The sequence below is a fragment of the Gordonia sp. i37 genome, from assembly GCF_002043085.1.
Classification (GTDB): Bacteria; Actinomycetota; Actinomycetes; order Mycobacteriales; family Mycobacteriaceae; genus Gordonia; species Gordonia polyisoprenivorans.
This window is the reverse complement of the sequence record NZ_MVPX01000556.1, coordinates 1-13,828: the sequence shown is the minus strand read 5'-3', so window position 1 is coordinate 13,828 and position 13,828 is coordinate 1. Positions and strand designations below refer to the sequence as shown.

Sequence of the window (13,828 nt, the reverse complement as noted above, 5' to 3'; positions counted from 1 at the left end):
GTGCTGTCGCCGAGGGGATCTCACCGATCACCAGGAGCCGGTCGAGGTAGGCGCGCGCTGCGTCGGGGTCGGCTTTGCGTGCCGAGACCAGGCGCCGTCGCCACAACCAGCGGGACAGCACCAGGGCGGCCGTCCCGACGGGCAGGGCGACGGCCACATATCCGCGGGCGACGCTGAGGCGAAACAGGAGATCGACGATCGCGAGTGTGCCGAACACCGTCAGGCATGCGGTGACCACCCGGCTGTACTCCTGCGCCCCCGCACCCAGAATCCGACGGTCCAGGGTCTGGAACACTCGCAGCGCCACGACCCACGCCACGATGAGAAGCAATGACACGGCGTCGGCGGTGAGTTTGACCCCGTTGAGTACCGGGCCGCTGCCCCAACCGAATCGGGCTGCCTGGGCTCCGACCACCGTGGCGCAGACGATGAGAACGTCGGAGACGGTGAGCAGTCGCTGGTAACGATGAACCCACGACCGTGAGGTCTCACGCTTGCGCATGCCGAACCGAATCCGACGAGCCACGTCCTCGCGCGAGGACCGGTCGCGTGCCGGCCACTCGAGAGCGGGATCACCAGCCATGACGACCTCCGGAAGTGAGTCATTTCCCGACATGTCGCCACCAGGCGCCTCGGTGCAGGTGGAGTCGTGCGGGAGAAACGGATGCGGCGTCACCCCGCGACGTCCGCCGTACGAGTGAAGATTACGAGGGCAACGTCGTTTCCTCAACCGCTGGGAGACCGGTTGGGAAAAGCCGACAATGAATTCTCGGTAATGCGGCCTCGGTGCCGCCGAATATGATGTTCGATTGCCGATCGGCGAGCCCTGTGAAATGGAAACATGGTCGGACGCCGAACCCGCAATGCGCTCTCTGCACAGGAGAAACCGGCCATACCGGAGAAGCGGGGCGGCCACCGACCGTCCTCGCGCGGGCCATTCGTCGGCGGGCGTCCGAACGTTACGATAATGGCCGCGGAAATCCAGTGAGATAGGTCTCGGCGATATCGGTCTGGTACCACCGTCTCGACGCGCCGAAACACCCCATCGCCGATACACTGTCCGGCGTGCCACACCTCAGAGGATCGTGTCGACCGCGTCATGCGTCGAGAACCCGGAGAATCGCTGCCCCGTTGATGGTCTGTGCCATGGTCCTGGCGATCGTGGCCGGCATGGTCTCCGGAGCACCACGCGCGCAGGCCTCGGTGCTCGCCCCGGCCGCCGGATACGGCTTCGCGCAGGGCAGTTCGCCGCTGACCCAGTCTGCAGCGACCATCAACCGGGAGTTGGACGCGGTGTCGCGGACCGGTGCGGGTTGGCTGAGGGTGATGGTCGATTGGTCCACCATCGAACGCGTTCGAGGACAGTATGACTGGAGCGTCCCCGACCGCGTCATCGGCGCCGCCCGCCGACATCATCTACGGGTGCTCTCCAACGTGCTGACCACCCCGCAGTGGGCACGTGGTTCCGCTCCGCTCGGTATCTATGCCCCGCCCGCCGATCCGGCCGCCCTGGGCAGGTTCATGAAGGCATTCATCGCCCGATACCCCGACGTCACCGACCATGAGATCTGGAACGAGCCGAACCTGCCGTTGTTCTGGGGTGCACAGGCACCCGATCCCGCGCGGTACACCGCGCTCCTGCGGGCAGCGTATGTGGCCATCAAAGCGGTGCAACCCAATTCGACGGTCGTCGCGGCCGGGCTGAGCCCCGGTGCCGGCGCGTCGGGATTCGTTGCGTCCATGTATGCCGCCGGTGCACAACGCTTCTTCGACGCGCTCGCCATGCACCCGTATGTGTTCCCGGGCGGCATCACCGCCACCCCCAACGGCTGGACCGAGGTCGGCGGAATCCGCGCGGTCATGGTGCGCCACGGCGACGCACGCAAGAAGATCTGGCTCACCGAGATCGGCGCGCCCACCCTGCCCGCCGGGGGCACCGCACCGATCGGATTCGGCGTCACCGACATGGTGACCCAGCGTGCGCAGGCCCGTCAGATCACCGACGTCCTGGCTGCCGCTGCCCGAACCGGTTACTGCGGACCGGCTTTCATCTACTCGGTGCGCGATGCGGGCACCTCTCCGGCCAATCGTGAAGACCACTTCGGTGCCCTGCTGACGGTCGACTGGAAGCCCAAGTATGCCGCGACGGTGCTGCGGCGCTGATATGCCGCGACACACCGTGCGCGGCACCGCAGCGCGGGCTGTCACCGCACTGACCGCGGCGGCCGTGACGCTGGCCGTGGCGTCGTGTGGCGCACCGACCAGGGCCGACAATGCCTCCGACACAGCGATATCCACGATCGCGGTCGGGACGCCGACGACCTGCAACCCGCTCCACGGCGATCCCGCAGGACATGTGGTCGTCGCCGACGGTGTCACGTGCGCCGAGGCCAATCGAGTGATGGACGAGGTTTTTGCGGCCGCACTTCGCGGCGACGGTGATCATCGACACAAGTCGGGGTCATGGCTGTGTTTCAGCGGCCCGATCCACGGCACCGCGAATCAGCGGACGATGACCTCGGCACTGTGCACCAACAGCGAACCGTCGGCGATCGTGACGGTGACCTCCGCGCGCTGAACCGGTCTCGCCGCCTACGGCGCGTTCGACCGACTACGACGCACTCGACGCGGTGGGCACGGTCGCCGAACCACCCGCGGAGGAAGTTGTTTCGCTTGTGGCGGAGGACTTGTCGGCGGCTGAGGGGGTCGCGTCGGCAGTGGGGGCGGAGGTGGCGCTCGACGCAGTGGCCGAGCTGGCCGGCGCCGAGGTCTCGGGAACGGTCGTCGCGGGAACAGTCGTCTCCGGAACAGTGGTCTCCGGAACAGTGGTCTCCGGAGCAGTGGTCCCGGTCGTGGTTGCCGACGAAGAACTCGACGCGGTGGGCGCCGCCGACGTCGTCGACGCCGCAGCCGTCGTGGTGGGCACAGAACTCTCGGTCGTCGTCGAGGTCGTCGACGCCGCAGCAGATGTCGAAGCAGCAGATGTCGTGGCAACAGGTGTCGCAGCTGCCGACGTCGCCGCAATGGCTCCGGCCGCGGTGCTCAGCGCGGCGGCCGTGGCCACCGTCTGGGTCGTGGTCGTCGCGGAGACGCCGAACATCGATTGCAGTGCACTGGCCAGGTCCTGCCAGAGCTGCTGGATCGCGGCGAGTTGCGACTGCGCAAGCTGGGTGACCCATTGTTGCAGCGCGGTCGCCAGTGCTTGACCGAGATCCTGAGTGGCCGAGCCGCTTCCGGAGTACTGGGCGATCAGATCGGCGAGGACCTGGGCGGCGGGTTTGGGGGTCCAGTCGGTCTCGTACAAACCGAAGTTGTCCTCGACGTTCGACGAGCCGGTATCCGTGTCACGCGTGGTGTAGATGTAGATCGGTCCAGCACCGGTCTGGTTCTGCCAGGCCTCGATGAAGTCCTGGATGAACGCCGCCTGCTGCGCTTGGGTGTAGCTCCCGGTGGTCGGCTCGCCGTACTCGGTGATCCAGATCTTCTTCGCCGCATCCCCGTACTGGGCCATCAGCGCCTGGATGGCGGTCACCTGGCTGGCCGGGGAGTCCGCGTGATCGTTCTCGCTGTACTCCTCGGAGAACTGGTACGGGTGAAACGACAACGCGTCGAAGTAGCCCGCGGCCCCGGCCGCATACATCTCCTGGACGAAGGTCACGGGATCGAGTGCGGCGCCCGTCGTGGTCGTCGCCCCGAGGACTCCCGCGATCACGAGGGCGTTCGGGTCGGCGGCTTTGATCGCGGAGTAGGCGTCTTTGAGGAATGCGGCATACGACGTCGGGTCGATCGGGTTGTAGAACAGTGCGGCATTCGGTTCGTTCCAGATCTCGTAGCCGCTGATCTCATTCTCGTACCGGGTGGCCACCGCACTGACGAAATCGGCGTACTCGTCGGGATCGAAATGACCATTGATGATATTTCCCGCCCACGACGGCGTTCCGGTCAGGGTGGCGACGATGCTGATTCCGCGCGATTGTGCCGCCGATACGAGCGCATCGAGTTGCGTCCAGTCGTAGGTCCCCTCCCTGGCCTCCACACTCATCCACGGGATCGCCACCCGGACACTGGTCACCCCGAGTGAGGCGATGTGGTCCAGCGTGGTGTCCAACGTGGCCGAGTCGAGGCCGTACAGCGAGGAATCGGCGATGCCGATGGTCGTCGAACTCTGATCGATCACGGCCACCAGGCGAATCGGCACTGGCGACGCCTGACTGATCACCGACGCGACGGGCGGGATGGTGAGGAAGGGCGCGCTCGACACCGTCCCGAATCCGAGAATTGCGGTGGCACACAATGCGGCGACCCGTGTGGACGACATGACTGGACTACGATTCCGCATGGACCGTCCTCAAATGAATGGACCGTACGTGGACTGCCGGTCCGCCTCTGATGTCAATTGATATCAAATGGCGTGAGAATGCGCCACACGGAATGCTGTGAATTGGCGCGCGCTATCGAGCGCCGCCCATTTCCGTTGTTTTTCGTGAACAGAGAATGAATGCCGGTGTGAAGGACCCGGCGAGGTTCAGTGAGCCGTCGAAGCGGTGGGCACCGACGCGGAGTCGGTACCGGGCGCGAGGATCGGGTCAGCGGACGGTACCGAGGGCGCCGTCGATGTCGGCCTCGCCGTGCTCGATACGGCCGAACCCGAGGACGCCACATCCGGACCGGCGTCGCCGGACGGACTGCTCCCCGTGGTTGTTGTCCCCGCAGAACTCACCGCCGCACTGGTCTGCACGGTGGTCGTGGCCGTGGTACTCGCGATCGCCGTGGTACTCACGATCGCTGCGGCACCGGCGGTCGACGTCCGGGGGGCCGTGCTCGATGTCGTCGGTGAATTCGCCGTCGCGAGAGCGGACTCCACCGCCGCCGCGTCGGCCCCGGCGTTCGCCGACCATTGCGTCCAGCTGTGCAATCCGACGGTGTAGGAGAAGTCGACGGGCAACCCGTAGAGGACGGCCTGGGCGTTGAGGGCCAGCGTGGAGGCGAGCGCCCCGAGTTCGATCGCCACGCCGCTGACGAAGGCCACGGGGTTGCCGGTGATGGCCATGATCAGAAAGTCCTGCGGCAGTGGCACTCCGATGCCGGTGGTGATGAGTATGCGTTGACCCGAGGCGGTGATCTCGCCGATTCGGGCCGAGACATCGTGCGCCGACCACGTGCTCGTCGGGCCGAGCGGATCTCCCCACATCGCGGTGTTGCCGTTGGCGATGCCGGTGACGTAACTCTGGATGGCCGGGATCACGAACCATCCGACGGGATTATTGGTTTGGTAGAAACCGGAAAGTGACTGCGCGACAGTGAAGATCTCGGGGTGATCGAGTGCAATGGTGAGCGCGGGCCCACCCGACATCGACAGGCCGACGATCGCGTTGCCGCCGGGCTCGACGGAGAAGTCGTCGGCGAGGTAGGCGGGTAACTCGGTCGACAGGAAGGTCTCCCACTCGGCCGACGCCCCCGGGGTGCCGGTCGCGCCGGCCGGTGTGGACTGCCAGTCGGTCATCCACGTCCCGGCCCCACCCGCGGGCATCACCAGGTTGTACGAGTTGCTGTAGGCGGCCAGGGCGCCGCTGTCGGCGTCGGCCCAGGTGCTGCGGGTATCGGGGGCGCTGATGCCGTCGAGCAGGTAGACGGCGTGCTCGGCGGACCCGGCCGCCAACGTCGACGGCCGGATCTGCACCAGGACGATCCGGTTCATCGCTGCCGAGTACACCGCGCAGGTCTGCACAGCGGCTGCCTCGTCGGCCTCGCTCGCCCAGGTGCAGTTGGGGCGCAACTGATCCGGGCTGAGCGCCGCGGCGGGCGGTGCGGCCACGAACGCCGCGGCAGCGCACACCGCGACGGCGGTGGCGGCCTGGACCGCTCGGCGGGACACGCTGGAAATGCGTCGTCGCATGACTGATCCCCTTGCTCGTAGTCTCACTGCTCGTGATCTCACCGATCGCACCCGACGACCGCGGCCTTCGCCAGACCCGCGTACTGGTACGCGAAGTTGGCGCCCCAGTACAGGACCGACGACGGATAGTCGCGGGGCACCGCCCGCATCACCACACCGTCGGCACCGCATTGATCGAAGATCATCCGGGCACGCACGAGGTGGAAGCGCCAGCTGATGACGATCATCGAATGCCACCGGTGTTCGCGTGCCATCCTGGTCGCGAACATCGCCTCACCGACCGTGGTGCCCGGCTCCGGGACGAAGCAGATCACCTGCACCGCAGCGGTACTCGCGGCGCACGCGCGATCCATCACCGGGTCGGGGACCTTCCCCTCGAAGCGGTTGTACGGGTCCGAGAGCAGCACCACCGGCGCGTAGCGGCGTCGGGCGAGGTCGATCCCGTACTGTTCCCGCCCGTCGTGTTCGCCGCCGAGGACCACGATGGCGTCCGCGCGGCGCAGGGTGTCCTCGTGGGACCGGTAGAACAGGAAATACCCGACGACCCAGAACGCCGAACCGAGCAGGAGCGCGGTCACCACACCGACGATCAACGCCCGACGCAGGGTGCGATGCCGCCGTAGGTACGCGCGCATCCGGCCCTAACCGGCGCCGACCGATGTCGCCCGGGCCGTCGCGCGGGCCGAGACGGACTCGTCGGACGTCGAAAACCGCTGGGCGAACGCGAGAAACGCGATCATCACCGACAGATCGGTCACCGACACGGGGATGGTGACGGTACTGAAGTCCAGTTGCATGCCCAGGACGAAGAACCCGATGAAACACCCGCCGAAGAAGGCCGGCTCCCAGCGGGTGTGTCGCAGGCATCGATACGCCAGCCGGCAGCAGTACAGCATGACGACGGTGAACACGATCCCGACGAACAGACCACCACGATAAATCGCAAGCAATGGTGCATTGGCGACGTAGTTGATGGTGAACGCCAGCGAGGGGTCCTTGAACTCCGGTATGCCCCAGCCGTGTCCGAGAAGCCAGTGGCCGGCCATGTTCGCCGGGTAGTCGCGCAACGCGTCGCCGCGCGCCGACGAGCCGGTGTCGCCGGAACCGAACGACGAGAAGATCCGGTGTCGCGACGCCGGGACCGCGGCGAGGACCACCATTCCGGCGACCATCGATCCGGCGATGTATCCGCGGGCGCGTCCGGACATGGTGTGGAACAACAGCATCAGGAGGACGCCGAGGACCACCGAGAACAACGCCGCACGGCTGAGGGTGCCGGCGATGCACACGAGTAGGAACAGTCCCAGCAGCCAGCGGGTGCGTCCGCGGAACACCAGTGGGCAGATCATCAGTGCTGCGAGCAGGCCGATGCCTGCGGCGTTCGGGTCGATGAAAGTTCCCGACAGACGCGGGATCGCAGTGGCGCCGGTGTAGACGAATCGTCCCGCCGATGCCGGGGTGTACCCGAACGGCGAGAGCAGGCTGAAGGTCTTGCCACCGGTGTCGACGGTCAGCATGATGAGGCCGATCAGGCCGGACACCGCGGTGGCACCGACGAACACCCGCCCGAAGGTGGCCAGCTGCGATCCGGGGAGGCGTCTCAGGGCGACGATCAACAACACCGCCGTCGCCCATTTCGCGTACTCGACGATGTCGGCGAGTCCGGTCATCGTCAACACCACCGACGGAATCGCGATCAGCGCGAACAGGATCAGCAATCGGTCCAACGGCTGCAGCGCGATGTGGAACCGTGCAGTGGGGGACCCGGCAGTGGACCACCAGGTAGTGGACGACCAGGCAGTGGACGACCCGGCTGGGGGATGAACGACGGTGGCGAGCAACACCGCCGAGGTCATCGCGAAGATGAGCGGCAGATGCACGCCGGGCACATATCCGGCGGGCAGGCAGGCGAGCACGGCGGCCAGTGCCCACAACAACCAGGTGGGATGCGCCAGTCCGATGTAGGTACCCACGATGACGATGGCGAGCAGCATCAGCAGTTGGGTCGGCGTCGGCCCGGCGATGACGGCGGCAAAAGTGATCGCCGACACCGCACCCACGATTGTCGCTGCGCGCACTGTTCCCACGAGGAGCATCCTTACATGATCGCTCCCTGCTCACACGCCGAAGAATGCCGGACCAATGGCGCCCGACGCATCGGTGAGGGTGTTTCTTGGGCATTCAACTCTCCGAGTGCGTTGTCGGCGGTTGTGGACTATGGTCTGCGAAAGTGCCATCCGGGTCGGCGAATGTCTGAATTCGCCGGTTGGACCCGAAAAGGTCACTGCGGCTGAGGCTTAGAGGTGGGTCTGGCCGACTGAAAGGAGCTTGCCCGGTGGCTGTTCGGGAATACGTTCACATTCTCGTGAAGTTCTGGTGGGTGCTGATTGCCGGAATGGTGATTCTCGCCACTGCCGGATTTGTTTACGGAATGTTCATCCAGCCTGTCAAATATGTGTCGACGGCAAAGCTCTTCGTCTCCGCGGAGGGCGGCACATCGGTCGGGGAGTCCTACCAGAACAACCTTTTCGCCGAGGCGCGGGTCAATTCCTACGCCCAGGTCGCCACCAGCGACCAGGTCGCCGAACGTGCCTCACGTGCCCTCAACGGCCAGGTGAGTGCCGCCGACCTGAAGGCGTCGACGACGGCCACCCCGATCGACAAGACCGTCATCCTCGACATCTCGGTGAGCGCCGGTTCGGCCGCCCGCGCCCAGTCGGAGGCCGCGGCGGTCACCCGAGAGACGGTCGCCGTCGTCCAAGAACTCGAGACCTCCCGGCGTGGTGGTGAACCCGCGGCCACCGCCATCGTCTATGACGAGGCATCGCTGCCCGGTGTGCCTGCTGGGCCGGCGTGGTGGTTGCTGACCGCCCTCGGCGCCGTGGTGGGTCTACTCCTCGGACTCGTCGTCGCGCTCGGGCTCGGTCTGCGGGCCCGTCGACGCGTCAACGACCCACTCGCCCTTGCCGATACCGCAGACCTTCCGGTCCTCGCGGTGATCGCCGACGAACCGGCCCGCGCCGAGGCCCCGCTCATCACCGACCTCGCGCACGATCCCCAGGGCGACGCCTACCGCGACCTGCGCAACAACGTCAGGTTCATCGGCGCGAAACGCACTCCCGACGGTGCGGCACCACGAGTTCTCGCGGTCGTCGGCTCCGGCGCCGGCGTCGGCACGTCGAGTGTCGCGGCCAATCTCGCCGCCGAGATCGGTGGGTCGGGTCAATCGGTGGTGCTCATCGACGGCGATCTGCGTGACCCGTCCCTCACGGCGCACCTCGCCGCCGGGGCGAACGCCGGCCTGTCGACCATCCTGACCGGAGAGTCCGACCTGCTCGGGCAGGTCCTCACCACCTCCACGCCGGCCTTCCTGCCGGCCGGTCCCGTGCCCCCGTCGCCAGGGGAACTGCTGGGTTCGCACCGGCTGGAAACGGTTCTCGCACAAGCGCGTCAGCACTTCGACGTGGTGGTCGTCGACGCCGGGGCGCTCGGTCCGGACGCCCGCGCCATCGCAGGGCTGGCCGAGGGTGTCGTCGTCGTCGCCCGCCGTGGGCGCACCACGCGGTCGGCGCTGCGCGCCGCGGTGGAGTCCCTCGGCACCGTCGGCACGGTGATCGGCACGGTACTGACCTTCGGCGCACCGGCTCGCCGTGCATCATCGGCCGACGCCGCCACCCCGGCGAGGACCGACGCCGACCGCTCGTCCGCGGACTCCCCGGAGCCGACGCCCGAACCCACGGCCACCGGATCGACGGCCACCGGGTCGGCAGTGCCCGAGCCCGCACTGCGTGAGTCGCGGTGAACCAGCACCGGATTCACAGCACCCCGGGTGGGCCGCGTCGGCGATGGAGGACGATGATCGTGTTGGCGGCCACCATGATTCTCGGTGCGTCGGCGTGTGCCGCCCGCGACGACCAACCCGGGGCGATCGCCTTGGCCCCCGATGTCCCCGGGTCACCGCTGGTGACGCCGGAGCCCGCGCCGAGTGTCGATCGTGCCGCCGGCGGATCGGCAACGGGCTCGGTGCTGACCGTGGGCATGGCGGGCACCGAGGACATTGCGCCGATCACCGAACTCGGTGCCGTCGTGCATCGCGTCGAATACCGGTCCACCTCCGGGATCACCGGTCAACCGACCGTGGTGTCCGGGGTCGTCGCGGTCCCCGGCGGCCGGCCCCCCGCCGGTGGATGGGTGACTGTCGCACTGGGCCACGGTAACTCCGGCGTCCGGTCCAAATGCGGTCCCTCGCGCTACACCAATCTCTTGGGCAATGACGTCATCATCGCGGCGCTGTTGTACAACGGTTTCGCCGTTGCCATGCCCGACTATCAGGGCCTCGGCATGAACAACGCCGACAACCCGTTCCTCGACGCACGCACCTATGGCTACAACATGATCGATGCGGTGCGCGCGGCCCGCGCCACCTATCCGTCACTGTCGGACAAGTGGATCTCCTACGGGGTGTCGCTCGGTGGAATGGCGGCGTGGGCTGCAGGTGATCTCGCCGACTCCTACGGCGGCGGTCTTGACCTGCTCGGTACGGTCGGGCTGGTCCCGGTGTCGAACATGCGGGATCTGGTCACCAAGGCCGAGGCGGGAACCCTCACCCGCGACCAGTACCCGCTGTTCGCCTATCTCATCGACTCGTTGTCGCGGGTTCTACCCGATCAGTTCAACGCCGACGACTACCGATCGCCGTATGCGAAGTCGGTGTGGGAGGACGTGCTCAACTGCATCCCCGCGGAGAACCTCGAGACAACGTTGCGTGCCACCGCGTCACTGGGACCGCAGGACCTGCGGCCCAGGACGGCAGCGGCCGCCAAACGCCTCTTCACGTGGCTCGATCGCACCGGTCTCCCGCTGGGTACCGGGAACTTCGGTGGCAAACCGTTTTTCATCATGTACGGCTCCGACGACCCGCTGATCGACTGGCCGTGGACCGCCCGCGTGATCGCACAGTCGTGTCGGCAGGGCGGTCACATACAGGCCATCAAACGTATCGGTGAAACCCACGCCACACTCGATTCCAGCCAGTCGGTCGCCTGGATGCGCAGCCTCGTCAACGGCGGACCCACCCCACCGGCGAATTGTGGTGACCTGCCATGAGATCCCCCAGCGACCGCACACCCGCCGACTACGCCGCACTGTGGGTCCGCGGTCTGCCGGTGATCGCCGCCGCGACCCTCGGGGCGGTGGTGGCCGGACTCGTGGCCTTCGTCTTCCTGCCGCACTCCTACGAGTCGCAGGCACGGCTGCTGGTCACCGCGACCGGGCCGGCGACGGTGTCGGCGGCACAGGCCTCCGATCTGGCCGGGCGACTGCGTATCTCGAGCTACAGCGACCTCGCCGTCTCCGATCAGGTCCTCGGTCGCACGCGCCTCGCCGACGCCACCGGCGCCCTCGGCGGCGCCGACATCGCCACACTGCGCAGCCGGATCACGGTGCTGCCCTACGGCGACGGCGCCGTGCTCACCGTCGTCGCGAAGGGCCCGACCGCCGACGCCGCGCAGACGCTGGCCCGCGGGGTCGGCACGAACCTTGCCGGGTTGGTCACCGAACTCGAATGGAGCCGCACCGACGGCATGCCGCAATACGACGCCGAGGTGATCGACGCCGGCTCGTCCGCGAGGTCGATGTCACCCGGGATCTCGACGACGCTGCTGACCGCGCTCGTCCTCGGAGTGGTGCTCTCGAGTGTGTGCGTCCTGGGCGTCGGGATCTCCCGCGACGTCATCGAGGCACCGCGGGAAGCAGTTGTCCGCGTGCGTGAACCGGCGATGGGGGCCGACCGATGACAGACATTCGCGAGCCGGCCGGCCACGCAGCGGCCGGCGCCGCACCTTCGCGCCGTCTCGCGGGATGGTGGCTGGCGATCCTGGTGATCGTCGCCGTCGTCGCCACCGGATGTTCGTCGAACCCCGACCCCGCTCCGACCGACACCGGGGACCCCGGCGTGGCCTACGACGTCAACACCAGTGGCACCGGACCGGGTGCGCTGCGCGCCGCGCAGACCATGCCGTACCTCGACCGCCGCGTGACCGCGCAGGCGAGCACCGCGCTGCGAATCCGGTACGCGTCCACCGACGGTCGCACCGGAGCCTCGACGACGGTGTGGGGTGCGGTGTTCGTCCCGTCCTCCGCGCGTCCCGCCGACGGGTGGGACACCGTCGTCCTCGCCCATGGCACCACCGGACTTCTCGGCGAATGCGGCGTGACCCTCGACCCGACGCTCGGTGATCTCGCCGCCACCGCCGCGGCATGGCTCGAGCAGGGGTACGTGGTGGTCGTGCCGGAGTATCAGGGCCTCGGCTACCCCGGCAGCAGCGATCCCACCCACCCCTACCTCGACGCGCGCACCGAGGGGATGAACGTCATCGACGGTGTCCGGGCCGCCCGGGCGCTGGTGCCCGGGGTCTCCACCCGCTGGGCCGCGCTCGGCGGTTCCCAAGGCGGACAGGCGGTGTGGGCGGCCAACACGCTGGCCGGCACCTACGGAGCGGGACTCGATCTGCGGGGGACGGCGAGTCTGTCACCGGCCGCGCAGTTCTCCGGTCTGGTCGATCTGGCCACCCGACGACAACTGACCCTCGACCAGTACGGCCTCTACACCTGGCTGATCCTCGCCGTGCAACAGGAGAACCCCGGATTCGACCTCGGCAAGTACGTGCGCGGTGCGGCCCAGAGCCATTGGGACGAACTCGCCCAATGCCTTCCGGTGCACGCACAGGCACGGGCGAGCATCCTGCGATCGTTGAGTCCTGACGATCTGACGCCGGACTCACCGGTCGACGCCGCCGCCCTCACCGCATTGCTGGCCCGGCGCGCGGTACCCGACCAACGCCCGGCCGCACCGATGCTGGTGCTCTACGGCGGGCGCGACCAGTTGATCGACTCGCGATGGACCGCCGCCGCGATCGGGTCGGCATGCGCCAACGGCGCCACGCTGCAATCGCAATTCCAACCGGACGCCGACCACGGCGGCGTCGCCGGCGACAGCGTTGTCGGCTGGATTCTCAACAGGTTCGACGACGAGCCGGCCTTCTCCACATGCGGCACCGCCCCCGGGAGTGAGCAACGATGACCGAAGAACTCGCCGACCGCCGGCAGCCGCACGTCACGCCTGCCGCGTCGCCCGCGGACCCCGTGAGCCCCCCGGCCTACAAGGCCGGCCGCATCCGCGGACTCGACGGACCACGCGGTGTGGCGTGCTGGGCGGTCCTCATCGTTCACGTGGCCAATCAGTGCTCCCCGGACACGATGGCCAAGGGCGGTCTGGCGATGCTCGGGCAGGCGCTGATCTTCTTCTTCGCGCTGTCGGGTTTCCTGCTGTATCTGCCGTATGTGCGAGCCCTGCTGCAGCACAAGCAGACCCAGCCCGACACCCGCGCCTACGTCATTCATCGGTTGCTGCGGGTGTTCCCGGGCTATCTCGTCATCTTCCTCATCGTGAACTTCGCGCTGCAGGCTTCGTTCCTGCACAACGAGTGGGCGTCGAGCCACACCGGCACCGACGCGGGTACCGGCATGATCACCGACCCCGGACTGCTCGCCACCAACCTGACCCTGCTGCAGTCCTACTTCCCGCACTATCTGCAGACCGGCATCAGCCCGTCCTGGTCGCTGACCCTCGAACTCGTCTTCTACGCCTGCCTTCCGGTGTTCGGCGCGGCAATGTGGTTCCTGCGGCGACGATTCGGCACCAACCTCGCCGCCCTCGTCCTCGCGCCACCGGCGATCCTCATCGTGCTCGGGATCGCCGGGAAGATCCTGGCCGCCTGGCTCACCGACCGCGCGGGCATCACCACCACCATCGAGGCCAACTGGGGACCCAACTGGGCGGCCGTCGTACTGCGCAGTTTCGTGGCCTCCAGCGACAACTTCGCCTTCGGGATGCTGGCGACGGTGGTGTTCGTGGCTGGGGGGGGCGGGGGG

General features: G+C 67.6%; 11 protein-coding genes and 1 pseudogene. 7 read left to right on the top strand and 5 right to left on the bottom strand.

Annotated features, from left to right (window positions below; translation table 11 throughout):
* A pseudogene (locus B1964_RS27535) lies at window positions 1-583 on the bottom strand (sugar transferase); the annotation flags it as partial.
* 563 nt (window positions 584-1,146) lie between these two features.
* On the opposite strand from B1964_RS27535, the gene B1964_RS27530 reads away from it, so the two are divergent.
* Window positions 1,147-2,163: a hypothetical protein gene (locus tag B1964_RS27530; protein WP_253194235.1), complete on the top strand. Its 1,017-nt coding sequence runs from the start codon at window positions 1,147-1,149 to the stop codon at window positions 2,161-2,163.
* 1 nt (window position 2,164) lies between these two features.
* The gene (locus B1964_RS27525) at window positions 2,165-2,578 is read left to right on the top strand and encodes a hypothetical protein (RefSeq protein ID WP_253194234.1); all 414 of its coding nucleotides are present in this window, start codon (window positions 2,165-2,167) and stop codon (window positions 2,576-2,578) included.
* Window positions 2,579-2,611: 33 nt separating this feature from the next.
* On the opposite strand, the gene B1964_RS27520 is transcribed toward B1964_RS27525, so the two are convergent.
* The 4 genes from B1964_RS27520 to B1964_RS27505 all read right to left on the bottom strand — a co-directional run bounded on the left by B1964_RS27520 (window position 2,612) and on the right by B1964_RS27505 (window position 7,992).
* Window positions 2,612-4,318, bottom strand: coding sequence for a cellulase family glycosylhydrolase (locus B1964_RS27520; protein WP_079932079.1), 1,707 nt, complete (start codon window positions 4,316-4,318; stop codon window positions 2,612-2,614).
* A 207-nt stretch (window positions 4,319-4,525) separates the two neighbouring features.
* The gene (locus tag B1964_RS27515; protein WP_079932078.1) at window positions 4,526-5,896 is read right to left on the bottom strand and encodes an alpha/beta hydrolase-fold protein; all 1,371 of its coding nucleotides are present in this window, start codon (window positions 5,894-5,896) and stop codon (window positions 4,526-4,528) included.
* 38 nt (window positions 5,897-5,934) lie between these two features.
* Window positions 5,935-6,531, bottom strand: a complete 597-nt coding sequence (locus B1964_RS27510; protein ID WP_079932077.1) for a YdcF family protein — start codon at window positions 6,529-6,531, stop codon at window positions 5,935-5,937.
* 6 nt (window positions 6,532-6,537) lie between these two features.
* Window positions 6,538-7,992, bottom strand: a complete 1,455-nt coding sequence (locus B1964_RS27505) for a hypothetical protein (protein ID WP_079932076.1) — start codon at window positions 7,990-7,992, stop codon at window positions 6,538-6,540.
* A 239-nt stretch (window positions 7,993-8,231) separates the two neighbouring features.
* Here B1964_RS27505 and B1964_RS27500 point away from each other — a divergent pair, with 239 nt between their 5' ends.
* The 5 genes from B1964_RS27500 to B1964_RS27480 all read left to right on the top strand — a co-directional run.
* Entirely contained in the window at window positions 8,232-9,698 is a 1,467-nt protein-coding gene (locus B1964_RS27500; protein WP_079932075.1) for a polysaccharide biosynthesis tyrosine autokinase, read from the top strand.
* A 53-nt stretch (window positions 9,699-9,751) separates the two neighbouring features.
* Window positions 9,752-11,002, top strand: a complete 1,251-nt coding sequence (locus tag B1964_RS27495; protein ID WP_079932074.1) for an alpha/beta hydrolase — start codon at window positions 9,752-9,754, stop codon at window positions 11,000-11,002.
* On the top strand, window positions 10,999-11,691 hold the full coding sequence (locus tag B1964_RS27490; RefSeq protein ID WP_079932073.1) for a polysaccharide biosynthesis protein: 693 nt from the start codon (window positions 10,999-11,001) through the stop codon (window positions 11,689-11,691). Before B1964_RS27495 ends, B1964_RS27490 begins: the two co-directional genes overlap by 4 nt.
* The gene (locus B1964_RS27485) at window positions 11,688-12,977 is read left to right on the top strand and encodes a lipase family protein (protein WP_079932072.1); all 1,290 of its coding nucleotides are present in this window, start codon (window positions 11,688-11,690) and stop codon (window positions 12,975-12,977) included. The genes B1964_RS27490 and B1964_RS27485 overlap by 4 nt, the downstream gene beginning before the upstream one ends.
* Window positions 12,974-13,828: acyltransferase (locus tag B1964_RS27480; RefSeq protein ID WP_079932082.1), on the top strand; the 855-nt coding region annotated here is incomplete at its 3' end. The genes B1964_RS27485 and B1964_RS27480, both read left to right, overlap by 4 nt.

Bases quoted from the DNA above. Each gene is read 5' to 3' on its own strand.
- B1964_RS27485 (WP_079932072.1), top strand. From the start codon at position 11,688: ATGACAGACATTCGCGAGCCGGCCGGCCACGCAGCGGCCGGCGCCGCA.
- B1964_RS27525 (WP_253194234.1), top strand. From the start codon at position 2,165: ATGCCGCGACACACCGTGCGCGGCACCGCAGCGCGGGCTGTCACCGCA.
- B1964_RS27505 (WP_079932076.1), bottom strand. From the start codon at position 7,992: ATGCTCCTCGTGGGAACAGTGCGCGCAGCGACAATCGTGGGTGCGGTG.
- B1964_RS27530 (WP_253194235.1), top strand. From the start codon at position 1,147: ATGGTCCTGGCGATCGTGGCCGGCATGGTCTCCGGAGCACCACGCGCG.
- B1964_RS27495 (WP_079932074.1), top strand. From the start codon at position 9,752: ATGATCGTGTTGGCGGCCACCATGATTCTCGGTGCGTCGGCGTGTGCC.
- B1964_RS27510 (WP_079932077.1), bottom strand. From the start codon at position 6,531: ATGCGCGCGTACCTACGGCGGCATCGCACCCTGCGTCGGGCGTTGATC.
- B1964_RS27515 (WP_079932078.1), bottom strand. From the start codon at position 5,896: ATGCGACGACGCATTTCCAGCGTGTCCCGCCGAGCGGTCCAGGCCGCC.
- B1964_RS27520 (WP_079932079.1), bottom strand. From the start codon at position 4,318: ATGTCGTCCACACGGGTCGCCGCATTGTGTGCCACCGCAATTCTCGGA.
- B1964_RS27490 (WP_079932073.1), top strand. From the start codon at position 10,999: ATGAGATCCCCCAGCGACCGCACACCCGCCGACTACGCCGCACTGTGG.